The organism is Pseudomonas sihuiensis (assembly GCF_900106015.1).
Lineage (GTDB): Bacteria > Pseudomonadota > Gammaproteobacteria > Pseudomonadales > Pseudomonadaceae > Aquipseudomonas > Aquipseudomonas sihuiensis.
Genome location: NZ_LT629797.1, coordinates 4,238,579 through 4,261,311, shown reverse-complemented (window position 1 = coordinate 4,261,311; position 22,733 = coordinate 4,238,579). Strand labels below are relative to the sequence as shown.

Here is a 22,733-nt window from a genome sequence, read left to right as displayed (position 1 = left end):
CGCAGTACCGATGGCGGCCCCGCAAAAACAGGCGAAAAACGGTCGGAGTCGCGCTCGACTTTACGTGTTGTAAATGAGCATTCTGAGCCTGCTTTCAACGCAGCGATGACAACGCAGGTAGTTTTTAGAGGCGCCCAAGGGTGGCCGCGAGGGACGGCAGGCCACAAAAAAAGGGATGGCCGAGGCCATCCCTGAAGGTTGAGGCTGGTGAAGGCCTCCTATGAAAGCGGTTGCTCAGGCAGCGTTGTCGCTGTTGTAGATCTCGCGATCCAGCTCCTTCTCGCTGCTGCCCACCAGGGTGGTGGTCATCAGGTCGCCGGCGACGTTCACCGTGGTGCGCGCCATGTCGAGGATGCGGTCGATACCGGCGATCAGCGCCACGCCTTCCAGCGGCAGGCCGACCGAGGTCAGCACCAGGCCGAGCATGATCAGGCCGGCACCCGGTACGCCGGCGGTGCCGATCGAGGCCAGGGTGGCGGTGAGGATGATCATCAGGTACTGGCCGGCATTCAGGTCGATGCCGAAGGCCTGGGCGATGAACAGCGCCAGCACGCCCTGGTAGATCGCGGTGCCGTCCATGTTGATGGTGGCGCCCACCGGCAACACGAAGCCGGCTACGCCCTGCGACACACCGAGGTTCTTGCGCGCGCACTCGATGGACACCGGCAGGGTGCCGGAGCTGCTCGAGGTACTGAAGGCCACTGCCAGCGCCGGGGCGATGCCGCGGAAGAAGCGCAGCGGGCTGAGACGCGCCAGGCCGCCGATCAGGCCACCGTAGATCAGCAGCATATGGGCGATGCTGGCCAGGTAGATCACCCCGATCACGCCGGCCAGCGGCAGCAGCACCTCGATACCGTGGGAGGCGACCACGCCGGCGATCAGCGCGAATACGCCGATGGGGGCGAAGCGCATCACCAGATCGGTGAGCTTGTAGAACACCTCGGCCAGGCTGTCGAAGAGACGGACCACCGGCACAGCCTTTTCGCCAACCAGATTCATGCTCACGCCCAGGGCGATGGCGAAGACGATGATCTGCAGGATGTTGCCTTCGGCGAAGGCGGTCACCGGGTTGGTCGGCACCAGGCCCACCAGGATCTGCACCAGCGAGGGCGCCTGCTTGGCCTCTTCACTGCCGCTGGCAACCATGTTCATGCCTTCACCGGGGCTGAACAGGGTGCCGAATGCCAGGCCGATGCTCACCGCGAAGGCAGTGGTGATCAGGTAGATGGCGATGGTCTTGACGCTGATGCGGCCAAGCTTGGCGCTGTCGCTCATGGCGGTGATGCCCGCCACCAGGGAGACGAACACCAGCGGCACGATGAGCATCTTGATCGCGTTGAGAAACAGCGCGCCGACCGGCGCCAGCCCCAGGGCGAGACTCTTGAACAGCATGCCGACGACCACGCCGAGCACCAGGCCGACGAGGATCTGCTGCCACAACGGCACGCGCGCAAGGAAGGAAGAGGAAGCGGTGTTGCTCTGACTCATGTGGTTGTACACCCGGATTGTCGTTGTTGTGGGGCCGTCTGCGCGGCCTTCAGCGGTGCCGCCCCATGAACAGGCTCGAGGGCGGAAATGAACACGCCGCCCAAAGGGGCGGCGCGTGTCATTCGATCAATCAGCCCTGCAGCGGAACCAGGCGCGGGGCAATCATGTTCTCGGGGCGCAGGATGTCGGCCAGGGTGGCCTCGTCCAGCAGCTGCTCTTCGCGCACCAGCTCCAGCACGCCGCGCCCGCTGTCCAGAGCGACCTTGGCGATGCGGGTGGCGTTCTCGTAGCCGATGTAGGGGTTCAGCGCGGTGATCAGACCAATGGAGTTTTCCATCAGTTCACGGCAGCGCGCCTCGTTGGCGGTGATGCCGTCGATGCACAGCTCGCGCAGCATATCCATGGCGCGGGTGAGCAGGCGGATCGAGTCGAAGATCTTGTAGGCGATCAGCGGCTCCATCACGTTCAGCTGCAGCTGGCCACCTTCGGCCGCCATGGTCAGGGCCAGATCGTTACCGATAACCTCGAAGGCCACCTGGTTGACCGCCTCAGGGATCACCGGGTTGACCTTGCCAGGCATGATCGAGCTGCCCGGCTGACGCGCCGGCAGGTTGATCTCGTTGATGCCGGTACGCGGGCCACTGGAGAGCAGACGCAGGTCGTTGCAGATCTTCGACAGTTTGACCGCGGTGCGCTTGAGCATGCCGGAGAACAGCACGAAGGCGCCCATGTCGCTGGTGGCTTCGATCAGGTCGACAGCCGGGGTCAGCGGGTGACCGCTGATGATGGCCAGACGCTTGACCGCCAGGGCCTGGTATTTCGGGTCGGCGTTGATGCCGGTACCGATCGCGGTACCGCCCAGGTTGACTTCGGTGAGCAGGGTCGGCGCCAGCAGTTTCAGGTGCTGCAGGTCTTCACCGAGGGTGGTGGCGAAGGCGCGGAATTCCTGGCCGAGGGTCATCGGCACGGCGTCCTGCAGCTGGGTGCGACCCATCTTCAGCACGTGGCCGAACTCCAGACCCTTGGCGGCGAACGACTGGATCAGCTTGTCCAGCGCACCGAGCAGGCTGTCGTGACCGAGCAGCAGGCCGAGGCGGATGGCGGTCGGGTAGGCGTCGTTGGTCGACTGCGCCATGTTCACGTCGTTGTTCGGGTGCAGGTGCTGGTACTGGCCCTTCTCATGTCCCATGGCCTCGAGGGCGATGTTGGCGATCACCTCGTTGGCATTCATGTTGGTCGAGGTGCCGGCGCCGCCCTGAATCATGTCGACCACGAACTGCTCGTGGAACTCGCCCTGGATGATGCGTGCGCAGGCGGTGCTGATCGCCGTGTGCTTGGCGGCGGACAGATGACCCAGTTCGCGGTTGGCGTCAGCCGAAGCCTGCTTGACCATGGCCAGGCCGATCACCAGCTTCGGGTAATGCGACAGCGGCACGCCGGACAGGCGGAAGTTCTGCACGGCGCGCAGGGTCTGGATGCCGTAATAGGCATCGGCAGGGACTTCGAGGGTACCGAGCAGGTCTTTTTCGACGCGAACAGATGCAGCAGAGGACATGATAGAGATGACTCTTGGGAAATACGGCGAGTGCCGCGATGCCCATAGAATAGGGGCCCCGACCGTATCGCTACCAATGCCGTTACTTGCTGCCCTATGCACAATCGGCATAATGTCGATGTGACTGCGGGATAGCGGCAAACGTAGGGTGGGTTAGCCGCATGCTGCCATTGCCGAACGTCACGTCGTTCGAGACGCGGTGTAACCCACCATCGGGGCAACACGGTCGCCCCTCTGACGTATCTGTAGGAGCAGCGCCTCGCCGCGAATGCTCTGGCCGGGCGTCTGAAAAGCTTCGCCCCGAGGCGGGGCTCCTACACGGGCGCAAACCGGATCAACACGCGGAGCCTGCAATGAACTTGGAAACCAAATGGCTGGAGGACTTTATCGTCCTGGCCGCCACCCGCAGCTTCTCCCAGGCCGCGGAAAAGCGCTTCGTCACCCAGCCGGCATTCAGCCGACGTATCCGCAGCCTGGAAGGCATGCTCGGCCTGACCCTGGTCGACCGCTCCTGCACCCCCGTCGAACTCACCGAGGCCGGCCGGCTGTTTCTGGTCACCGCGCGCAGCCTGGTCGAGCAGCTCGGCGAAGTGGTGCGCCACCTGCACAACCTGGAAGGCCAGCAGGGCGAGATGCTGTCGATTGCTGCCGCCCACTCGCTGACGCTGGGCTTCTTCCCCGAATGGATCGCCCGCCTGCGGCGCGAAGGCCTGCCCCTGACCACCCGCTTGGTGGCGACCAACGTCGGCGAAGCGGTGCATTCACTGCGTGAAGGCGCCTGCGACCTGATCCTTGCCTACTACGACCCCGACGCGGCGCTGCAGATGGACCCGGCAATATTCCCCTCGCTGCACCTGGGCGCCACCTCGATGTTGCCGGTATGCGCGGTGAGCGAATCCGGCGCGCCGCTGTTCGACCTCGACGGCGGGCAGAGCGTGCCTCTGCTGGCCTACAGCGCTGGCGCCTTTCTCGGCCGTTCGGTCAACCTGCTGCTGCGCCAGCGCGCCCTACGCTCGACCACGGTATACGAAACCGCCATGGCCGACAGCCTCAAGAGCATGGCCCTGCAGGGCATGGGCGTGGCCTGGGTGCCACGGCTGTCGGTCACCGCCGAACTGGCCCGCGGTGAGCTGGCCATCTGCGGCGGCGAACACTGGCAGATCCCCCTGGAGATCCGCCTGTACCGCTGCGCCCTGGTGCGCAAGGCGGCGGTGCGTTTGCTCTGGCGCAAGCTGGAGACGGGGGAGGTGGGTGGCTGAGCGCCCTGCGGGTAAGGCATTCGCGGCTGAAGCCGCTCCTACAGCTTGTGCGGTGTTCCGTAGGAGCGGCTTCAGCCGCGAGCTTTCAGGGCCGCTCACTTACCCGACTTGATTGATCGTTCCCACGCTCCGCGTGGGAACGCAGCCGAGGACGCTCTGCGTCCGTTGCCATAGTTGCAGTAGCCAGCATCTCCCAACATGACACAGAGCGTCACAAACGCAGGTGCCCACGCAGAGCGTGGGCACCATCGGTTAAGCCGCTCCTACAGCTTGTGCGGTGTTCTGTAGGAGCGGCTTCAGCCGCGAGCTTTTAGAGACTAATCGTCACTTACCCGACTTGATCGACGTCCAGGCCCGCGTACGCACCCGCTCGATCTTCTGCGGCAGCGGCTGCACCACGTAGAGCGACTTCTGCAGCTCCGGCGTCGGCGTCAGATCGGCATCGTCGGCGATCTCCGCGCCCACCAGCTGCATGCCCGGAACGTTGGGGTTGGGGTAGCCGAGAAAGTCGCTGATCGGCGCGATGACCTTGGGTTCGAGCAGATGGTTGATGAAGGCATGGGCTTCATCGACGTTCTGCGCGCTCTTGGGGATGGCCCAGGTGTCGAACCAGATCGGCGCGCCTTCTTTCGGCAGACGCCAGTTGATCTTCACGCCGTTGCCGGCTTCCTTGGCGCGGTTGGCGAACTGGTAGAAGCTGCCGGAGTAGCCAATGGCCACGCAGATGTCACCGTTGGCGATGTCGGTCATGTACTTGGCCGAATGGAAGTAGGCCACGTACGGGCGCACCTTGAGCAGCAGTTCGGTGACCTTGTCGTAGTCGGCCGGGTTGGCGCTGTTGGGGTCGAGGCCCAGGTAGTGCAGGGCGATGGGGATGATCTCGGTGGGCGAGTCGAGCATGGCCACGCCGCAGGATTTCAGCTTCTCCATGTACTCGGGCTTGAACACCAGGTCCCAGCTGTTGACCGGCGCGTCGTCACCGAGCGCAGCCTTGACCTTGTCCGGGTTGTAGCCGATCAGCACGGTGCCGTACATGTAGGGCACGCCGTACTGGTTGCCCGGGTCGTTCTTCTCCAGCAGGCCGAGCAGCACCGGGTCGAGGTTCTTCCAGTTGGGCAGCTTGGACTTGTCCAACGGGGCGAACACGCCGGCCTTGATCTGGGTTTCGAGGAACTGGTTGGACGGGATCACCAGGTCATAGCCGGAGTTACCGGTTAGCAGCTTGGCTTCCAGCGCCTCATTGGTCTCGAAGGTGTCCCAGGTGATCTGGATGCCGGACTCCTTCTGGAAGTCCTTGGGCACCTCCGGGAGGATGTAGTCGGCCCAGTTGTATACGCGCAGCTCCTTGGCCTGCACCGCGCCGCTGAGCAGGGTGGCGCTGCACAGGGCGACGCCGAGCATCTGTTTGATGGCTTTCATCGTTTCTCACCCCTGAAATGTTGCTCTTGTTTTGGCAGATTTGATCGCCGATCAGGCGCCTTCGAAGCCTTCCAGCACGTTGACCGCGTTGACGCCAATGGCCTCCACGGCGTAGCCGCCTTCCATGATGAACAGCGTCGGCAGGCCCAGCGCGGCGATGCGTCGGCCCATGGCCAGGTAGTCCGGGCTGTCGAGCTTGAACTGCGAGATCGGGTCTTCCATGTAGGTGTCCACGCCCAGCGACACCACCAGCACCTCGGCGCCGTAGTCGGCGATGCGCTGGCAGGCCTGTTCCAGCGCGGCGTTCCAGGTGTCCCAGGAACTGCCCATGGGCAACGGGTAGTTGAAGTTGTAGCCCTCGCCGGCGCCCTCGCCCAGTTCGTCGGCGTAACCGAGGAAGAACGGGAACTCCTCGGCCGGGTCGCCGTGGATCGAGGCGAACAGCACGTCGCTGCGCTGGTAGAAGATGTCCTGGGTGCCGTTGCCGTGGTGGTAGTCGACATCGAGGATGGCGACTTTCTTGCGGCCCTGGTCGAGGAAGGCCTGTGCGGCGATGGCGGCATTGTTCAGGTAGCAGTAGCCGCCCATCAGGTCGCCGGCGGCATGATGGCCTGGCGGACGACACAGGGCGAAGGCGCTGTGAGCGCCGTTGGCAATCTCCTGCTGGGCGCTGAGCGCGACCTGGGCAGCGCTGTAGGCGGCCTGCCAGGTGCCGGCAGTGATCGGCGCGCCGCCATCGAAACTGTAGTAGCCGAGCTGGCCGTGCAGGTCATTGGGGATCATCCGCCGCAGGGTACGTGCCGGCCAGGTGAACGGCAGCAGATCGCCCTTGCCGCCCTGTTCCTGCCAGCGCGCCCAGGCGCCCCGGAAAAACTCCAGGTAGGCCTTGCTGTGGATGCGCTCGATGGGCGCCAGGCCGAAATCCTTGGGCGCGCGGACTTCGCCGAGCTGGCGAGCCTTGACGCGCGCAAGGATGTGGTCGGCGCGCTGCGGCTTCTCGAAGCAGGGCATCAGCTGCCCGTCGATCAGCTCGCATTTGCCGTGGTGCAGGTGGTGGTCGTCGCTGTAGTAGGTGAGCATGCAAAGCGCTCCAGGCTCGTTGTTGTGCCTGCATTGTTCGCCCGCTGGCAGCGAATCGAGAACGCTGGCAACGGCCAAAAGGGGATCGAAATGGCCAAAAAATGGCCGAGAGCGATTTTTTAACAGCGCGTAGCGACGCTGCCCGCCGGGTCGCCGCCAGGGAGGGTAGGCCATGAATCTCCCCACCACCCACGGCAGGTAAATGTAACAACCCGTGATGCTTAAGCTTTCCTTAAGCCTGGCGGCCGATGGTGGCAACCTGCCTGGGGCCAAGCCCCTTACCATCAGCCACGCCAAAGGATGCCGAGCATGTCGACACCGGCCCGCCGCCCCGTTCGCGCCCTGACGATGCTGGCACTGCTTGCACTATCCAGCGCCGCACTCGCTGATACCGACTGCGCTCGGCAAGACCGCAGCGCCTGGATGCCCGAGTCGCAGTTCCGCGAGCAGATGAAGCGCCAGGGCGTGCAGATCACCAAGTTCCGCATCACCCCCGGCAATTGCTACGAGATCTATGGCTTCGATGCCAACGGCCGCAAGCTGGAGATCTACTACGACCCGGTAGATGCCCGCCCGGTAGAAGAAGTCGCCAGCTCGCACCTGGCTTCGCCCAGACACCCCTGAACCACCGAACATGACCTCGACCCTCAAGACCTGCGCCCTGCTGCTGGGCGCTGCCACGGTGTTCACCTGCGCCTGGTTCGGCGCTGCCCCCCACGCGCTGGCGCCCTTCGCCAGCCAACCACCGGCGCCAGCCGATGCGTCACCGGCCATGGCCGCGCACTTCGCCTCCTCCGATCTGGAGGATTTCGTCCATTCCGCCTCGATCACCGGCCTGCCCGGCGGCGATCTGATGGCAGCCTGGTTCGCCGGTACTCGCGAAGGTGCCGCCGACGTACAGATTCGCGCCGCACGCTTCGATGCCAGCAGCGGCCAGTGGAGCGCCGAGCGTGTGTTGGCCAGCCGCGAGTCGACCCAGCGCGCGGTCGGCAAGCACATCCGCAAGCTGGGCAATCCGGTGATCAGCCTGGCGCCGGACAACCGCCTGTGGTTGTTCTACGTCTCGGTGTCGCTCGGCGGCTGGGCCGGCAGCGCGGTCAATGCCATGGTTTCCGACGACCTCGGCGACACCTGGTCGGCGCCCCGGCAACTGGTCACCAGCCCCTTTCTCAACATCAGCACCCTGGTGCGTGCCGCGCCGGTGTTCCACACCGACGGCAGCATCGGCCTGCCGGTGTATCACGAGTTTCTCGGCAAGTTTCCCGAGTACCTGCACCTGAGCGCGAACGGCGAAGTGCTGGGCAAGTACCGCATCGGCAAGGGGCGTGATTCCCTGCAACCGACCGTGGTGGCGCTGGACGAACGCCGCGCCGTGGCCCTTTTGCGCTATGCCGGCGAGGAGCATCACCGCGTGCTGGCCAGCTACAGCGAGGACGCCGGGCGCAGCTGGAGCCATCCGCAGCCGGTCGAGCCGAGCAACCCCAACTCGTCCCTGGCGGCGGTCGGTCGCCCGGACGGCAGCTTGCTGGTGGCGATGAACGACCTCGAAGACGGGCGCTTTCGCCTGACCCTTTATGCCACCGACGCCAACCTGGCCAACTGGCGCACTCTCGGCGAGCTCGACGAAAGCCCCAACCCCTGGGGCGAACCGATTGCGCAAGACGAATTCCCGGCCGTGGTCAGTGAAAAATTCCGCGCCAGCGGCGGCAAGCCGGAGCAGCAGGCGCAGTTCCTCGAACGAGTGAGCGCGCGCATGTGCAGCGCCGAGGGCTGCACCTTCGATTACGAATATCCCTATTTCACTCGTGACCGCGAAGGCGCCTACCACCTGGTGTATTCGTGGAACGACATGTTCATCAAGCACCTGAGCTTCAACGAGGCCTGGCTCTCGGAGCGCCGCCCACATGACTGATTTCTGGCTGCCGCATCTGGCCTTCACCCTGCTCGCATTCCTGATCTTCGCGCGCCTGACGCGCACTGCGACGCAGCGCGGCATCCTGCTGGCGGGTTGCCTGCTGCTCAGCCTGGTGCCGATCCAGGACATCAGCCTGGCGCTGCAGTTGCGCACCTATATCGGCGACCTGTCAGTGGTCAGCCTGGTGCTGCTTGGCTGGGCGACGCTATGCCGTTTTGGCCTGTCGCACGCCGGCGCCCGTGATCGCCTGGCCAGCCTGGCGCTGTTCACCGGCCTGGCCGTGCTGCTCTACCCGGCGGCGCTGGGCCTGAGCTATGCCGACCCGTACCAACTGGGCTTCGAACCCCGGCCGATGCTGCTGGTGCTGGGCCTGTTGTGCGCGGTGCTGATCCTCCAGCGCAGCTGGCTCGGCGCCCTGGCGCTGGTGTTGGCGACCCTGGCTTTCGCCCTGCGCCTGGGCGCCTCGGAAAACTACTGGGATTACCTGATCGACCCCTACCTGGCCCTCTATAGCCTGGGCGCGTTGTTGAGCGCCGCTGTGCGCTGGCTGCTGGCCCGACCGACAAGGAAACTCGCATGAGCTGGCTGAAATCACGCCGCCTGCATTACCTGGCAGGCCTGACGGCGCTGCTGTTCGTACTCTTCGCCGCCCTGCGCGGGCTGTTTCTGCTGGGTTTTTCCGCTGTCGAAAGCATCAGCGAACCGGATGTGCTGCCCACCCTCGGCATAGGCTTGCGCTTCGACCTGCGCCTGGCCCTGCTGCTGATGCTGCCGGCAGGCATCCTGCTGGCCTTGCCCAGGCTGCGCCTGGCGCGCTTTCGCGCGGTGCGCTGGCTGCTGCGCGGCTATCTGCTGCTGGCCGTGGCCGCGCTAGGCCTGCTCTACATCATCGACTTCGGCCACTACACCTATCTGGGTGTGCGCCTCAATGCCACGGTGTTGCGCTTTGCCGGTGATGCGCAGATCTCCGCCGGCATGCTCTGGCAGACCTACCCGGTACTGTGGATAACCCTGGCCTGGCTGGCCGGTGTGGTGCTGTGGGCCTGGGCGCTGCTGCGCCTGGAGCGCGTCACCCTGGATCGACCGCAAGCACAACGAGTCGGCGTGTTGCCGGCAATCGGCGGTGCGGCGGCGGTGGGCGTGCTGGTCTTCTTCGGCCTGCTCGGCCGCGCCAGCGCGCTGAACCTGGAGAACCCGGTGCCGCTGCGCTGGAGCGACGCCTTCTACAGCGGCAACAGCCAGATCGGTGCGCTCGGGATCAATCCGGCGCTGTTTCTCTTCGACACCCTCAAGCTCGAACCCGCCGCCTTCGACGAGACCGCCACGCGCGAGCATTACCAGGTGGTGGCCGATTATCTGGGCGTCAGCGAGCGCGATGCGCAGGCGCTGAACTTCTTCCGCCACCAGCCGCCGCAGGCGCACCGCATCCAGGCCGAGCGCCCGCCCAACGTGGTCTTCGTCATGCTCGAATCCCTCGGCACCAGCGCCGTGGGGGCCTATGGCAACCCGCTGAACCCGACGCCGAATCTGGATCGTCTGGCTAAGGAGAGCTGGTTCTTCCGCCACTTCTACGTGCCGGTGACCGGCACCGCCAAGACGGTGTGGGCGAGCATCACCGGCATCCCCGATGTTTCACGCCAGGAGACGGCGACGCGCAACCCGCTGATCGCCCGTCAACGCACGCTGATCAACGCCCTGCCAGGCTACGAGAAGTTCTACATGATCGGCGGCAACGCCGGCTGGGCCAACATCAATGCGCTGATCCGCCAAAGCATCGACGGTGTGCAGCTCTATGAGGAACGCCACTGGCAGTCGCCACAGGTGGACGTGTGGGGTATCTCCGACCTGGATTTCTTCAAGGAGAGTTCGCAGATTCTCGGCGCACTGCCGAAGGACAAGCCGTTCTTCGCCTACCTGCAGACCTCCGGCAACCACCGGCCCTTCACCATCCCCAAGGACAACGACGGCTTCGAGCCGCTCGACCTGCCGCTGGAACAGGTGCAGCAGGCCGGCTCGCGCAGCGTCGAGCAGTACAACGCGGTGCGTCTGCTGGACTTCAACATCGGCCGGCTGATGGAGCTGGCCAAGGAGCAGGGTTTTTACGACGACACCATTTTCGTCTTCTTCGGCGACCACAACACCCGTATCAGCCAGATCCCGCACATGGCGCCAGCCTTCGAGCAACTGGGGCTGGAGAGCAACAACGTGCCCCTGCTGATCCATGCACCGAAATGGCTGACGCCGCGTGAATTCGACGAAGCCGTGGGCCTGGCCGATCTGCTACCGACCGTTGCCGGGATGGTCGGCGTGTCTTTCGACAACGGTGGCCTCGGCCGCGACCTGCAACTGCCGGCGCCGGAAGGCGAGCGCGTGGTGCCGCTGGTGCTGCAGGAAGGCACCTTCCCGGTGATCGGCGCGGTAACCCGAGATTTTCTCGTGCAGATGCAACACGACGGCAGCTCGCCGACCCTGCACGACCTGCGCTCGCCGACCCCGCGCGATAACGTCGCCGAGCGCCACCCGCAAGAGTTCCAGCGCCTGCTGGCGCTGAGCCGTGGCTTGCATGAAGCAGCGCGGCTGCAGATGTACCGCAACGTGCAGGCGGAGGAATGAGCGACGCCTGTGGGAGGCGCTTCAGCGGCGAGCCTTTATCGCGGCTGAAGCCGCTCCCACTGGGGGTGAGTTACCGCTCTTGTAGGAGCGGCTTCAGCCGCGAATGCCATCGCTCGTCTCAGGCACGAAAGCGACTCGGCGGCACGCCGCTCCAGCGTTGGAAAGCATGGCGAAAACTGGCCGTCTCGCTGAAGCCGAGCACCTCGGCGATGCGATACACCGGCCATTGCTCCTCGCTGAGCAGCGCCTTGGCGCGCTCGAAGCGCAGCTCGTCGAGCAAGCCCTGGTAGCTGGTGCCCAGTTCCTGCAGGTGACGACGCAGGGTGCGCGGCGAGCAGTGCATCTGCTGCGCCAGGTTCTCCAGCCCCGGCGGCTCGGCCAACTGCGCGGCGAGCAACTGGCGCACCCGCTCCAGCCAGGCCTGGCGGCTGCTGAACTCGGCGTTCAGACGGCGGCAGCGTTCCACCATATCGCCGTGGGTGACGCTGTCGGCCAGCGGCAGCCGGCGCTCCAGCAACGCGGCGGGAAAGGCGAAGGCATTGCGCTGTGCCGAGAAACGCAGCGGGCAGGGAAAGCTCTGCGCATAGCGCGAGACGTAGTCTGGCCGAGCGTAGGTGAACTCGGCGCCTTCCAATGACAGCGGCTGGCGTAGCAGTTCGTCACCGATCAGCTTCAGCGAGGCCAGGCACATCTCCACGTTGAAGACTTCCAGTGCCTCGGCATCGCGGTAACCGCTGGCGCAGATCCAGGCCAGCTCACCTTCCACCTGCATGTCGAGGCGAAAATAGGTGCCGAGTAGCGCCGGGTACTGCAGCAACAGACGCCAGGCGTCACCAAAGGTGGCAGCCGAGAGCGCGGCGTAACCCAGCAGCCCATAGGAGGAAACATGCAGGCTGCGCCCCAGGTCGAGTCCCAGATCAGCACGCAGGGCCAGGGCATTGGCGCACACCCGCAGCTCCTGCACCCGGGTGATGCGCGCGTCGGCATTGTCCAGATCAGCCGCACCAATGCCGCTCCCAGCCAGCAATTGCGGGCGTAGTTCGGGCTGCTCGGCGAAGCGCTGGAGGATCAGGGAAACCACATGCAGGGTGGTCAGTGGGGCGTGCAGCATGATGCGTTCCGTAAGCGTGATTAGGCAAAGGAACGCAAGAAATATGCCGCGAGACGGCGGGCCGTAGCCCACCCGAGAGGATCAGCGATTACGCAGAATGGCGTTGATGAAGTCGCCCTGATTCGGTTCGTCCTTGAGGGTGGTGAACTGCAGTTGGCCGTCCTGCTCGCGCAACTTCATGCTCTCGCCGAAACGGCAGTCGACACCCTTGAGGGTCTTGGCCTCAGCCTTGTAGCGGTCGTCCTTGCCACACAGGTAGGCCATCTGGTTAACCACTTCACCACAGAAACTCGGCACGCTGAGGCCGATCAGCTGCTCATCGGATATCGCGCTCCAGTCCACCTGGGTGCTCAGCGGGGTGGCGCAGGCCTTGGAGGCTTCGCCGTCGATCTCCTGCAGGCGCGCGCTGTAATCGGCAACACGCTGCTTACGGTCGAAGGCGGCGAGGCGCGCCTGCAGGCCATCTTTCTCCTGCTTCTGGTAAATCGCCAGGAGGTCCTTCGGCTTCAGCGCCTTGGTCTTGTCCTCGTTGTAGCTGAGCTCGAAGCCCTGGGTGTTCGGCAGGTTGAGCTGGTAGCTCTCGCCGCTCCAGGCGCGGCGCTTGTTCAGCAGGTTGTAGTCACGGCCATCGAGACGGATGCCATAGTCGCGCTGCTCGTTGCCCAGCTCGCGAACGTCGGTAAGAAACACCACTTCGTCGAGCGGGTGATTGATGCCGCGCACCTGCACCAGCGCCTGCGTGCCGTCGGCGGAAGGGGCCAGCGCCAGGCTCACGCCCTGGCCGGCATCGAATACCTGCGGATGCTTGGCCAGATCCAGCGCAGCGGCTTGAAGGGAAAGCAGGGAGAGGGCAACGAGCGAAACGTACTGTTTCATGACGACACGTCCTTGTTCGGATGAAGAGCGCACAGTATAGCCCGCCGCCTGGCGGCGATCTGTGCGCCCGTCCGCGTCCGTTCTGTAGGAAAGTTGCCAGTCCGTGGCCTTGCTCGAATCAGAACTGCAGCACCACCCGCCCCTCGATCTGCCCACCGCGCATTTGATCGAAGATGCCATTGATGTTGTCCAGGCTGTCGCTGTGCACCGTGGCCTTGACCAAACCCTCGCCAGCGAAATCCAGCGCTTCCTGGAGATCGGCGCGAGTCCCGACGATCGAGCCGGTGATCGTGATGGCCTTGAGCACCACATCGAAGATCGGCGTGGGGAAATCACCCGGCGGCAGGCCGACCAGGGCCACCGTACCGTGCCGGCGTGCCATGCCGATGGCCTGGCCGAAGGCGGCGTTAGAGACCGCAGTGACCAGCACGCCATGGGCGCCGCCGATATCGCGCTGCACCACCTCGGCGGGGTTTTCCTTGCGCGCGTTGATGGTCAGGCTGGCGCCGAGCTTGCGCGCCAGTTCCAGCTTGGCGTCGTCGACGTCCACCGCAATCACGTGCAGGCCCATGGCGCGGGCATACTGCACCGCAACGTGGCCGAGGCCGCCGATACCGGAGATCGCCACCCACTGGCCGGGGCGCGCCCTGGTTTCCTTGAGGCCCTTGTATACCGTCACGCCGGCGCAGAGGATCGGCGCGATCTCGAGGAAGTCGACATTCTTCGGCAAAATACCGACGTAGTTCGGGTCAGCCAGCACGTATTCGGCGTAGCCACCGTTGATCGAATAACCGGTGTTCTGCTGACCCTCGCACAGGGTTTCCCAGCCGGTCAGGCAGTGCTCGCAGCAGCCGCAGGCGGTGTACAGCCAGGGCACGCCGACGCGGTCGCCTTCCTTGACCCGTGTGACGCCGCTGCCGACCGCCGCCACGTAGCCAACGCCTTCGTGGCCGGGAATGAACGGCAGGCTCGGCTTCACCGGCCAGTCGCCTTCGGCGGCGTGCAGGTCGGTATGGCAGACGCCCGAGGCCTCGATCTTCACCAGAATCTGCCCGGGGCCAGGCAACGGGGTTTTCACCTCCTCGATACGCAGCGGCTGCCCAAAGGCGTGGACGACTGCGGCTTTCATGGTCCGGTTCATGCGCGGTTCCTCTTGCATGCGAGTGTCTGTCCAGTGTGCGCGCGCAGCCCACGCCGACATTGCTCCAGAGCAAGGTTTAGGCGGTTTTTACCCTCTGCCACAGCTTGCATGACAAACGGTCATCGCCACTGCCCGCCAGCAGTGGCTTTGCGTTATACTGCGCGGCCTTCGGCCGGCAGCACCCGGCCAACGAATCATGACAAGCCACGCTGGCCCGCCCGCGTGGCTTGTTGGTTTTTGACGCGCCGCGAGGCGCCCGAGAGAAGAGGCACGACGATGAGCGCACTGGTTGGCGTGATCATGGGCTCCAAGTCCGATTGGTCCACCCTTAGCCACACCGCCGAGATGCTGGACAAGCTGGGCATTCCCCACGAGGTCAAGGTGGTCTCCGCCCACCGCACCCCGGACCTGCTGTTCCAGTACGCCGAAGAGGCTGAAGCACGCGGCATTCAGGTGATCATCGCCGGTGCCGGTGGCGCCGCTCACCTGCCGGGCATGTGCGCGGCCAAGACCCACCTGCCGGTGCTCGGCGTACCGGTGCAGTCGTCAATGCTCTCGGGCGTCGACTCGCTGCTGTCGATCGTGCAGATGCCGGCCGGCATTCCGGTCGCCACCCTGGCCATCGGCAAGGCCGGTGCAGTCAACGCCGCCCTGCTGGCCGCCAGCATCCTCGGTCACCAGCACCCGCAGTTCCATGCGGCGCTGAAGCAGTTCCGTCAGGAACAGACCGAGACTGTGCTGAGCAACCCGGACCCGCGCGAGGCCTGAAGCCATTCCATCAGGGGCTGCGACACGGCGCATTTGAACGCTGTGCGCTGCTCGGAATGCTCATTTACCGGCGTAAACTCCGCTTCCTGCGCTGCGGGCAGCGTTCAACTGCTTGGTCTCGCCACCTGCTGAAAAGGGGCTTTGTTATGAAAATCGGTGTGATCGGTGGCGGCCAACTGGGCCGCATGATGGCCCTGGCGGGCACCCCGCTGGGCATGAACTTCGCCTTCCTCGACCCGGCGCCGGACGCCTGCGCGCAGGCGCTCGGCGAGCATATCCGTGCCGACTACGGCGATCAGGATCACCTGCGCCAGCTGGCCGACGAGGTCGACTTGGTCACCTTCGAATTCGAGAGCGTGCCGGCCGAAACCGTCGCCTTCCTCTCGCAGTTCGTGCCGGTCTATCCGGGTGCAGAGGCACTGCGCATCGCCCGCGATCGCTGGTTCGAGAAGTCCATGTTCCGCGAGCTGGGCATCCCCACCCCCGAGTTCGCCGACATCCAGTCGCAGGCTGATCTGGACGCCGCGGTGGCCAGCATTGGCCTGCCGGCGGTGATGAAGACCCGCACTCTGGGTTATGACGGCAAGGGCCAGAAAGTCCTGCGCAAGCCCGAAGACGTCACTGGCGCCTTCGCCGAACTGGGCAGCGTGCCGTGCATCCTCGAGGGCTTCGTGCCCTTCACCGGCGAGGTATCGCTGATCGCCGTGCGCGCCCGTGACGGCGAAACGCGCTTCTACCCGCTGGTGCACAACACCCACGACAGCGGCATTCTCGCCCTGTCCGTCGCCAGCACCGATCATCCGCTGCAGGCGCTGGCCGAGGACTATGTCGGCCGCGTGCTGGACAAGCTCGACTACGTCGGCGTGCTGGCCTTCGAGTTCTTCGAGGTGGACGGCGGCCTCAAGGCCAACGAGATCGCCCCGCGCGTGCACAACTCCGGGCACTGGACCATCGAAGGCGCCGAGTGCAGCCAGTTCGAGAACCACCTGCGCGCCGTCGCCGGCCTGCCGCTGGGCTCCACCGCCAAGCTGGGTGAAAGCGCCATGCTCAATTTCATCGGCTCGGTGCCGCCGGTGGACAAGGTGATCAGCGTTGCCGACTGCCATCTGCACCACTACGGCAAGGCCTTCAAGGCCGGACGCAAGGTCGGTCATGCCACCCTGCGCTGCGCCGACCGCGCCAGCCTGGATGCGCGTATCGCCGACGTTCAGACGTTGATCGCCGAAGTCTGACAGATCGATTCGCAGCTAGACTCTTGAACGACGGTGGTCGTTCAAGAGCCCCCCATGAAGCGTCTTCTTTCCTTACTGCCTCTACTGTTCACGCTGACCTGCGTGGGCGCGCCAGAGGTGCTGCGCGTCGATTTTCGCGAACGGCCACCGGAGATGCGTGCTGTCGACGGACTACCCAGCGGCCCGCTGATCAGCGTGCTGGAAACGGCCGCACACCGTGTCGGGGTAGACTTGCAGTGGCGTGAAGCGCCTTTCCTGCGCAGTCTTGACGACCTGCGCTCCGGACGAGTCGACCTGGTGCCGCGCGTGCTGCTCACTCAACAGCGCCGCGAGTACATCCATTTCCTGCCCAGCATCGGCAATCAGCAACTGAACGTTCGCTTCGTCGTACGCCCGGGGGAAGAGGCCAGACTGAGCCGCTACGAGGATCTGTACGACCTGTCTCTGGGCGTCAAACGCGGTACGGCCTATTTCGAACCTTTCGACAGCGATGACCTGCTCGGTCGCGCCTATGCCAGCGACGATGCGCAACTGGCCGCGATGTTCCGGGCTGGGCGCCTGGACACCATCGCAGTGCTCGACGCCGTACCGATGGAGGCGCAATTCCAGGCCATGAACTTTCGCGCCTACAGCTATGCGCACTACGCTCACCAGCAGGTACTGGGCAACCACTTCGGCGCATCGCTGAAGCGCTACCAGAGCGACCGACGTGAACTCTATGATCGCCTTGGCGCTGAGCTGCAACGCATGCGTGAAGAGGGCGAAGTTGCCCTGATCTACCACCGCTATGGCGTTCTGCCGCCAGACGAGGCGAACTGATAGCCCCATTGACTTGTCCCATGACGGGCCTGCCGCACGAGCGGCACTTATCAAGGAGACACGCCAATGGGCATTATCGGCACCATCTTCATCGGCCTGATCGTCGGGTTGATCGCACGTTTTCTCAAACCTGGCGATGACAGCATGGGCTGGATCATGACCATCCTGCTCGGCATCGGCGGCTCCATCGCCGCTACCTATGGCGGCCAGGCGCTGGGCATCTACCAGGCCGGACAGGCGGCCGGTTTTATCGGCGCAGTGATCGGCGCCATCGTTCTGCTGGTAATCTACGGCGCGATCAAGAAGGGCTGACAAGCCCCGCTCAGGAGCCGACTTGTAGGCTCCTCGTTAATGCCTCCACGAGATGCCATACCCCATGCGCCACCTGCTGCTCGCCCTGCTCTTTTGTACCAGCCTGGCCCACGCCGAACTGCCGGAAACCGACTGGCTCGACCTGATGCCACCCGAAGACCGCAAGGCCCTCGAGGCAATGCCCGAGATCAGCCACGACAGTCCTGAAGGCGACAGCACCTTCTACAGCGAGGGCGGCCTGCGCCAGCAGGATCAGGATCTGCCGGCAGTGATGTACTCCGCCAAGACCGTGCCCGAACTCGACGGCAAGGCCATTCGCCTGGGTGGCTATCCGGTACCGCTGGAGAACGACGAGAAAGGCAACAGCACCCTGTTCTTCCTAGTGCCCTATCCGGGCGCCTGCATCCACGTGCCACCACCGCCGCCCAACCAGCTGGTGTTGGTGCGCTACCCCAAGGGCATCCCGCTCGAGGACATCTACGCCCCACTGTGGGTCAGCGGTGAGCTCAAGGTGGAGCAGGTCAGCAACGACCTGGCCGACGCCGCCTACGCCATGGACGCTGGCGAAGTGCGTTTGGTGACCGACGAAGACCTTTACTGATCGCTCTGGAGTCTGCGCATGAAAGCTGCCGCCCTGTTGTTGCTGTGCCTGCTGTCTACCGCCGTACTGGCTCTGGAGCCCGGCGAACGCCTGGCACCCTGGACGCTGCTGGATCAGCATGACGTACCCTACACCCTGAACGACGAGACCCGCATCCTGCTGGTCGCCCGCGACATGGACGGTGCCAAGCTGGTCGACGCTGCCCTGGAAGGCAAGCCCAAGGGTTATCTGGACGAGCGCCACGCGGTCTTCCTCGCCGATATCAGCCGCATGCCCCGCATCATCGCCACCCTCTTCGCCCTGCCGAAGATGCGCGACTACAACTACCGCATCCTCCTCGACCACGACGCCCGCATCGCCCCGCGTTATCCGGCCGGCGAGGGCGAAGTGTTGTGGTTGCAGTTGGAGGATGGGAGGTTGGTGGAGCAGAAGGTGTTCAAGGAGGCGGTAGCGCTGGAGCAGGCATTGGCCGCAGAGCAGCCCTGATTGCTGCGCGCTACTTTCTCTCCAGCACGCGCGGTGGAATCCTCGCCTGCTTTTGGGCGGCGGTCATCTTCTCATGATACTGGCCATAGGCTTGCCGGGCCTGTTCTCGCTCTCCCAGCGCCCAGTAGGCATCCGCCAGGTTGAGGTAGGCGACGACCCTGTCCGGATGCTTGCGGGTGATGTGCTGCAGCAGTTCCACCGCCTCCGGGTAATGGCCGGCCTGCTCGAACAGAAAGCCTAGGTCGTTCGACCAGCCGACCTTTTGCGGGAAGTAGTATTTCTCGACGATGTAGTTGCCGGGCTCGCAGTCGCCATCCTCATCGCCCGAGAGGAAGTAGCCGACGAGGGTTTTCAGCGCTTGTGCGTCACCCACCTTGTAAGCCTTCAGAGCGGCGTCGAAATTGCTAGCTACCGTCTCCGGCATCAGTTTTTCCGCCATGTTACCCGATGTCTGGTGCGCCAGACGTAACTCCTTCAATACACCGAAGACTCGTCTGCCATCGAAGTTAGCAATCGATATAACGCCAAGGATCTTCCTGTCGATTGAGTAGGTACTCAGGAGCGAATGGTCGCACTCGGAGTTGTTCTCGTTCAGAAGAACCTGGTTCAGATCGAAGGACTTCGCGGTGGCGTCGTACCTGAATCTCAGGTTGAAATTATAGGCACCATTACCCTCCTCACGGGTGATCAGCAGCAGGTAATCTCCTGATCGGGTAGATGGCGAAAGCAGATCGTAGCGCTCGCCCTGCAGATCAATGGCAGTTATCTTGGTCTGACGCTCGGCAAGCAGTTTCGCCGTGTAGCCGTCGTAACTATTGGGCGAGTATTCGTTCTCAATAAGCGGCAGTGCCTTGTCCGTGTCGACCAGTACCATACCTGAGCGATCAGTAATCTGCAGACGCTGTATGTCTGCGCTACCCTCTTCAATGGGCAACTCTCTCAGCGATAACAAGCCTTCGGGACGTAGCGTTTCTCCTAAGGTCACAGGGCTGACCAAAGTCAGAGCCAACGGAAAAATAAACGCCTTGAGTTTATTAGTCACTTTTCAATATTCCGTATATAAATTCGAAATTTTCTCTGCGCTTTTCGTAACTATCGGTATGCAGGTTCACAATCTTGGTAATTTCGTTTGTATGGGTTGTGCTATTACCCGATTTAGCATTCAGCCTTTTCCATTCCCAGAAGCCTAGAGCACTTAGAAGGCCATACTTGGTTTCAAGTACCTGATCAGGATTGGCAACGATGTTGATGTTCTCGTTGGGAATTTTAGCCTTTAGCAGGCGCTCGACCTCTTTGTAGTTTTCCTTCCAAGTCAGCTGAATGAAACCCTTACCCTTATAGGCTAGTCCTTCAGAACAACCACCAGGATTCAGATGGAAATTCTGTCCAGGCACGCTACAACAATATATGCGCTTGGCAATTTCGTCTTCTTGTGGCAATTGTGAATAGGCCTTATCTCTTATGACTCTGTAGCCACTTTTCACGTTTGCTGGCAGCGCATTGTATTGTGCCAGCGATATACGCTTATACCCTAGCTCCTCTGCCTCCTGGGGATAATGACTGAAATATCTAGCAAATTTATCCTTAAGAGCCTCCGTCGAGTACCAAAGACTTTCTTCTTTACCGACGAGTGCGTCGCCCACTTCGGCCTTAACTTGGGCAAAGAATTGGGAAATCCTCTCTGGAGTATTGACCTCGAACAACGTGGCGTATTTGTTGAACAGTGTCCTGACTTCTTCCCGTACGGATTCCTGCGAGGACGGGAAGATCTTTTTCATGTTCTCGGCACTGATCAGTTCGCCTCCCGGGGCTGCAGAGAGGTTCTGCATAATCACCAAGTTGATCGGCTGAAAATGCCAGGCCTTGCCCGCCGCATCGAGCTTCAGACTGTCGGCCACATCGCTCCACCAGCTCAGGGTCTGGATGCGGTTCTTCTCTTCGACCCAGTCCTGGTTGGGGTCATCGGCTGCGTGGCCCATCAGGTCGTCGAGTTCGTCCCAGCGCGCCACATCCCAGAACCACTCGCTGTCGTGCCGGGTGACCAGCTGCGAAATGGATTGTGCGAGCCAGGGCTTCGCCAGTGCCGCCTGAATCTCTTCGGCGGTCATCTTGCCGTCGCGGTTGGTGTCGATGATGTCGTACAGACGGCTGCGCACCGGGCCTTTGTCGGACTGGTCGATAGCGCCCTGGTAGCTGGCCTTCTCGTCGTCGGACAAGCGGCGAGCCGCGTTGAGGTAGTAGGCCAGCCCCGAACTAGGGGTATCGGTATCCTCGAGAAAATCGAAGCCTTCCCACTCCCACGGACTGTGGCGGGTGGTGATGAGCTCCTGTTCTGCCAACCAGCCATTGATGGGCTGGCCATCCTTGTTGGCCAGCAGATCATCGAGGCGCCACCAGTTGGTCTCGGGCGAACAGCCAGTTACCGTGTTGCTGGCCGGAATCTTGATCCTGGCCTCAGCAGGCAGCGCATCCAGCAGGTTCTGCGGCAGGATCAGGTCGACGCCGATCTCGTCTCCTTCATCACTCAGTTTCGGCGGATTGTCGCTCTTGATGTCATCCCGGTGAGGGATCAGCTTGCTGGCTCCGGCGTGGATCTTGAGCAGGGTCTTTTCTTCGACCGGCAGGTTCTGCGCCCAGGTACGGCTTTCGCTGATGAACGCAGGTACGTCTTCACAACTGAAGACTTCCAGATGCAGCAGTTCCTGAGGTGAACCGTCGCTCTTATTTTGGTACTTGCCGACATGGCCGATCAGGTCGCCGGCCTTTATTGGCACGGGTGGATCGAGAAGCACCACCGAGCCCGTGGCCTTGGGCTGCGATTGAGACGTCAGGAAGGAAGACGCGACATAGCCCGGCAGGCTGCCGTCCTCCTTTGGCGTGAGGGCGGGCTGGTCATTGCCACTGATCACCTGTTCGAGCTTGAGGAAGGTGCCCTCGCCCGAGGCGCGAATCTGGGCGCCCTTGCTGAGCTTGCCGATAATCGAGGCATTGCTGCGGGCTTCGGCCCTGACATTGAGTTCGCCGCTGCGAGTGTTGACCGTATAGATACCGGCACCCCAGAAGGTCGGTCGCGCCAGCTTCTCGTCCTGGCGGTAGTCCTTCCAGCACTTGAGGTGCATGTACAGGCTGTAGAGGGTCAGCTTCGGCGGCTTGGGTTTCGACTCGTCAGTGGTTGCCGGGGCCTTGGGCTGCAGCGTATGCCTGACCAGGACGAAGGCGGTGGAAAACGGCGCCCTGATCTGCAGTGGTGGCCGGCCGGCGTAGGTGCTGACGGGATACTCGTCATTGATGCGATAAGCGACCACTTCACCATGAGTCATACAATTGACGCGGCTCTGATCGAAGGCTTCGGAGGTACCTTTGTCCAGATGGATTCCGCCATGCCACAGGCCATTTCCACCGATGGGGTAAAACCCGGCCCTAGCTTTGCTTAATGCGGTCAGATGTTGCAGCGCATTGCCTGTAAGCGCCGTGCATGGGTAGCACCAGTCACCCTTGGCTGCGCTTACACCGCCACCGGCAACGCTCGGATTTTCTTCGTCCGGGTTGAGGGTGCCGCTGACCATATCGGCGATATAGCGCTTGAAATCGGCTTCCTCAAGCTCGGCATGGACGTGGATGGCGCCTACCTGGTCTCCCGATCTATCCGTTGTGGCTTGAATGCCTATGTGCTGGCCATAAGTGATGGCATCGCCATCGTTGACTTTAAACGTAGGATGAAGGTGCAGAATTTGCCCGAGCAACTGGCCGTTGCTGGGCGCATCGTAGATCTTCAATGTGCCGAAGGAGCGGCTGGTCTTGGCGTAGCCGGACAACGGACTGGGAACCGGGACAGATCGGTTACTGCTATCAACCAGCAGCACGAAATCCTTCTTGATGAGTGTGCGCCCACCGATATAACGCACCTCTTCAAGCTTTCCGTTGATAACCTCATAGTCTCGGTTGGCTTCCCGCCCTTTGGAGGGATGGTGCTTAGCGAGGTCTTCGTAGCGGTTCACGTCCTCAATGCGGTTTCCAACACTTTCAACGATCTTGTAGCGACGCCTTGTCATGTCATG

The 22,733-nt window shown here is 63.1% G+C and carries 20 protein-coding genes; 11 read left to right on the top strand and 9 right to left on the bottom strand.

From position 1 onward, the window contains the following. Window positions 1–234 precede the first annotated feature (234 nt). Together BLT86_RS20045 and BLT86_RS20040 are read right to left on the bottom strand one after the other, a co-directional pair. Entirely contained in the window at window positions 235–1,488 is a 1,254-nt protein-coding gene (locus BLT86_RS20045; RefSeq protein WP_026088513.1) for a dicarboxylate/amino acid:cation symporter, read from the bottom strand. 130 nt (window positions 1,489–1,618) lie between these two features. Continuing rightward, on the bottom strand, window positions 1,619–3,043 hold the full coding sequence (locus BLT86_RS20040; RefSeq protein WP_017676385.1) for an aspartate ammonia-lyase: 1,425 nt from the start codon (window positions 3,041–3,043) through the stop codon (window positions 1,619–1,621). A 353-nt stretch (window positions 3,044–3,396) separates the two neighbouring features. On the opposite strand from BLT86_RS20040, the gene BLT86_RS20035 reads away from it, so the two are divergent. Next, window positions 3,397–4,302, top strand: coding sequence for a LysR substrate-binding domain-containing protein (locus BLT86_RS20035; RefSeq protein ID WP_017676384.1), 906 nt, complete (start codon window positions 3,397–3,399; stop codon window positions 4,300–4,302). 324 nt (window positions 4,303–4,626) lie between these two features. Here BLT86_RS20035 and BLT86_RS20030 read toward each other — a convergent pair whose 3' ends face one another. Continuing rightward, entirely contained in the window at window positions 4,627–5,721 is a 1,095-nt protein-coding gene (locus BLT86_RS20030; RefSeq protein WP_092379127.1) for a polyamine ABC transporter substrate-binding protein, read from the bottom strand. 51 nt (window positions 5,722–5,772) lie between these two features. Continuing rightward, a complete protein-coding gene (locus tag BLT86_RS20025) occupies window positions 5,773–6,801 on the bottom strand; it encodes a histone deacetylase family protein (RefSeq protein WP_092379124.1) in 1,029 nt (342 codons plus the stop codon). 309 nt (window positions 6,802–7,110) lie between these two features. Between BLT86_RS20025 and BLT86_RS20020 the strand changes: the two genes are divergently transcribed. Genes BLT86_RS20020 through BLT86_RS20005 form a run of 4 tightly spaced genes read left to right on the top strand, consistent with a single transcriptional unit; the run spans window position 7,111 to window position 11,329 of the window. Further along, window positions 7,111–7,425 (top strand): PepSY domain-containing protein, encoded by a 315-nt coding sequence (locus tag BLT86_RS20020; RefSeq protein WP_017676381.1) that lies wholly within the window; start codon window positions 7,111–7,113, stop codon window positions 7,423–7,425. A gap of 10 nt (window positions 7,426–7,435) precedes the next feature. Beyond that, window positions 7,436–8,713 carry a sialidase family protein gene (locus BLT86_RS20015; protein ID WP_021487521.1) on the top strand — a complete coding sequence of 426 codons (1,278 nt, stop codon included), beginning with the start codon at window positions 7,436–7,438 and terminating at the stop codon, window positions 8,711–8,713. After that, complete coding sequence (locus tag BLT86_RS20010) at window positions 8,706–9,296, top strand: hypothetical protein (protein WP_092379121.1); 591 nt, start codon at window positions 8,706–8,708, stop codon at window positions 9,294–9,296. Before BLT86_RS20015 ends, BLT86_RS20010 begins: the two co-directional genes overlap by 8 nt. Next, on the top strand, window positions 9,293–11,329 hold the full coding sequence (locus BLT86_RS20005) for an LTA synthase family protein (RefSeq protein ID WP_092379118.1): 2,037 nt from the start codon (window positions 9,293–9,295) through the stop codon (window positions 11,327–11,329). Before BLT86_RS20010 ends, BLT86_RS20005 begins: the two co-directional genes overlap by 4 nt. Window positions 11,330–11,447: 118 nt before the next feature. Here BLT86_RS20005 and BLT86_RS20000 read toward each other — a convergent pair whose 3' ends face one another. The 3 genes from BLT86_RS20000 to adhP all read right to left on the bottom strand — a co-directional run bounded on the left by BLT86_RS20000 (window position 11,448) and on the right by adhP (window position 14,457). Further along, on the bottom strand, window positions 11,448–12,440 hold the full coding sequence (locus tag BLT86_RS20000; protein ID WP_092379114.1) for an AraC family transcriptional regulator: 993 nt from the start codon (window positions 12,438–12,440) through the stop codon (window positions 11,448–11,450). 81 nt (window positions 12,441–12,521) lie between these two features. Continuing rightward, window positions 12,522–13,316, bottom strand: a complete 795-nt coding sequence (locus BLT86_RS19995) for a hypothetical protein (protein ID WP_059390971.1) — start codon at window positions 13,314–13,316, stop codon at window positions 12,522–12,524. Window positions 13,317–13,434: 118 nt separating this feature from the next. Next, complete coding sequence (adhP, locus tag BLT86_RS19990; RefSeq protein WP_021487516.1) at window positions 13,435–14,457, bottom strand: alcohol dehydrogenase AdhP; 1,023 nt, start codon at window positions 14,455–14,457, stop codon at window positions 13,435–13,437. Between the two features lie 276 nt (window positions 14,458–14,733). Here adhP and purE point away from each other — a divergent pair, with 276 nt between their 5' ends. From purE to BLT86_RS19960, 6 genes are all read left to right on the top strand, one after another. Continuing rightward, window positions 14,734–15,225 carry a 5-(carboxyamino)imidazole ribonucleotide mutase gene (gene purE, locus BLT86_RS19985; protein ID WP_017676373.1) on the top strand — a complete coding sequence of 164 codons (492 nt, stop codon included), beginning with the start codon at window positions 14,734–14,736 and terminating at the stop codon, window positions 15,223–15,225. Between the two features lie 146 nt (window positions 15,226–15,371). Beyond that, on the top strand, window positions 15,372–16,457 hold the full coding sequence (locus BLT86_RS19980; protein ID WP_092379112.1) for a 5-(carboxyamino)imidazole ribonucleotide synthase: 1,086 nt from the start codon (window positions 15,372–15,374) through the stop codon (window positions 16,455–16,457). Window positions 16,458–16,511: 54 nt separating this feature from the next. Then, window positions 16,512–17,276 carry a substrate-binding periplasmic protein gene (locus tag BLT86_RS19975; protein WP_092379109.1) on the top strand — a complete coding sequence of 255 codons (765 nt, stop codon included), beginning with the start codon at window positions 16,512–16,514 and terminating at the stop codon, window positions 17,274–17,276. Between the two features lie 66 nt (window positions 17,277–17,342). Continuing rightward, window positions 17,343–17,588, top strand: a complete 246-nt coding sequence (locus tag BLT86_RS19970; RefSeq protein ID WP_017676370.1) for a GlsB/YeaQ/YmgE family stress response membrane protein — start codon at window positions 17,343–17,345, stop codon at window positions 17,586–17,588. A gap of 64 nt (window positions 17,589–17,652) precedes the next feature. Further along, the gene (locus BLT86_RS19965; protein WP_092379106.1) at window positions 17,653–18,189 is read left to right on the top strand and encodes a DUF3299 domain-containing protein; all 537 of its coding nucleotides are present in this window, start codon (window positions 17,653–17,655) and stop codon (window positions 18,187–18,189) included. Window positions 18,190–18,207: 18 nt separating this feature from the next. After that, on the top strand, window positions 18,208–18,675 hold the full coding sequence (locus BLT86_RS19960; protein WP_017676368.1) for a hypothetical protein: 468 nt from the start codon (window positions 18,208–18,210) through the stop codon (window positions 18,673–18,675). Between the two features lie 10 nt (window positions 18,676–18,685). On the opposite strand, the gene BLT86_RS19955 is transcribed toward BLT86_RS19960, so the two are convergent. Beyond that, window positions 18,686–19,717: a tetratricopeptide repeat protein gene (locus BLT86_RS19955; protein WP_017676367.1), complete on the bottom strand. Its 1,032-nt coding sequence runs from the start codon at window positions 19,715–19,717 to the stop codon at window positions 18,686–18,688. Next, entirely contained in the window at window positions 19,710–22,727 is a 3,018-nt protein-coding gene (locus BLT86_RS19950; RefSeq protein WP_177342771.1) for a hypothetical protein, read from the bottom strand. The genes BLT86_RS19955 and BLT86_RS19950 overlap by 8 nt, the downstream gene beginning before the upstream one ends. Between the last annotated feature and the right edge of the window lie 6 nt (window positions 22,728–22,733).

What these genes read in the sequence shown, in the direction of transcription:
- BLT86_RS20045 (WP_026088513.1), bottom strand. Translation starts at nt 1,488, where the DNA reads ATGAGTCAGAGCAACACCGCTTCCTCTTCCTTCCTTGCGCGCGTGCCG.
- BLT86_RS20040 (WP_017676385.1), bottom strand. Translation starts at nt 3,043, where the DNA reads ATGTCCTCTGCTGCATCTGTTCGCGTCGAAAAAGACCTGCTCGGTACC.
- BLT86_RS20035 (WP_017676384.1), top strand. Translation starts at nt 3,397, where the DNA reads ATGAACTTGGAAACCAAATGGCTGGAGGACTTTATCGTCCTGGCCGCC.
- BLT86_RS20030 (WP_092379127.1), bottom strand. Translation starts at nt 5,721, where the DNA reads ATGAAAGCCATCAAACAGATGCTCGGCGTCGCCCTGTGCAGCGCCACC.
- BLT86_RS20025 (WP_092379124.1), bottom strand. Translation starts at nt 6,801, where the DNA reads ATGCTCACCTACTACAGCGACGACCACCACCTGCACCACGGCAAATGC.
- BLT86_RS20020 (WP_017676381.1), top strand. Translation starts at nt 7,111, where the DNA reads ATGTCGACACCGGCCCGCCGCCCCGTTCGCGCCCTGACGATGCTGGCA.
- BLT86_RS20015 (WP_021487521.1), top strand. Translation starts at nt 7,436, where the DNA reads ATGACCTCGACCCTCAAGACCTGCGCCCTGCTGCTGGGCGCTGCCACG.
- BLT86_RS20010 (WP_092379121.1), top strand. Translation starts at nt 8,706, where the DNA reads ATGACTGATTTCTGGCTGCCGCATCTGGCCTTCACCCTGCTCGCATTC.
- BLT86_RS20005 (WP_092379118.1), top strand. Translation starts at nt 9,293, where the DNA reads ATGAGCTGGCTGAAATCACGCCGCCTGCATTACCTGGCAGGCCTGACG.
- BLT86_RS20000 (WP_092379114.1), bottom strand. Translation starts at nt 12,440, where the DNA reads ATGCTGCACGCCCCACTGACCACCCTGCATGTGGTTTCCCTGATCCTC.
- BLT86_RS19995 (WP_059390971.1), bottom strand. Translation starts at nt 13,316, where the DNA reads ATGAAACAGTACGTTTCGCTCGTTGCCCTCTCCCTGCTTTCCCTTCAA.
- adhP (WP_021487516.1), bottom strand. Translation starts at nt 14,457, where the DNA reads ATGAACCGGACCATGAAAGCCGCAGTCGTCCACGCCTTTGGGCAGCCG.
- purE (WP_017676373.1), top strand. Translation starts at nt 14,734, where the DNA reads ATGAGCGCACTGGTTGGCGTGATCATGGGCTCCAAGTCCGATTGGTCC.
- BLT86_RS19980 (WP_092379112.1), top strand. Translation starts at nt 15,372, where the DNA reads ATGAAAATCGGTGTGATCGGTGGCGGCCAACTGGGCCGCATGATGGCC.
- BLT86_RS19975 (WP_092379109.1), top strand. Translation starts at nt 16,512, where the DNA reads ATGAAGCGTCTTCTTTCCTTACTGCCTCTACTGTTCACGCTGACCTGC.
- BLT86_RS19970 (WP_017676370.1), top strand. Translation starts at nt 17,343, where the DNA reads ATGGGCATTATCGGCACCATCTTCATCGGCCTGATCGTCGGGTTGATC.
- BLT86_RS19965 (WP_092379106.1), top strand. Translation starts at nt 17,653, where the DNA reads ATGCGCCACCTGCTGCTCGCCCTGCTCTTTTGTACCAGCCTGGCCCAC.
- BLT86_RS19960 (WP_017676368.1), top strand. Translation starts at nt 18,208, where the DNA reads ATGAAAGCTGCCGCCCTGTTGTTGCTGTGCCTGCTGTCTACCGCCGTA.
- BLT86_RS19950 (WP_177342771.1), bottom strand. Translation starts at nt 22,727, where the DNA reads ATGACAAGGCGTCGCTACAAGATCGTTGAAAGTGTTGGAAACCGCATT.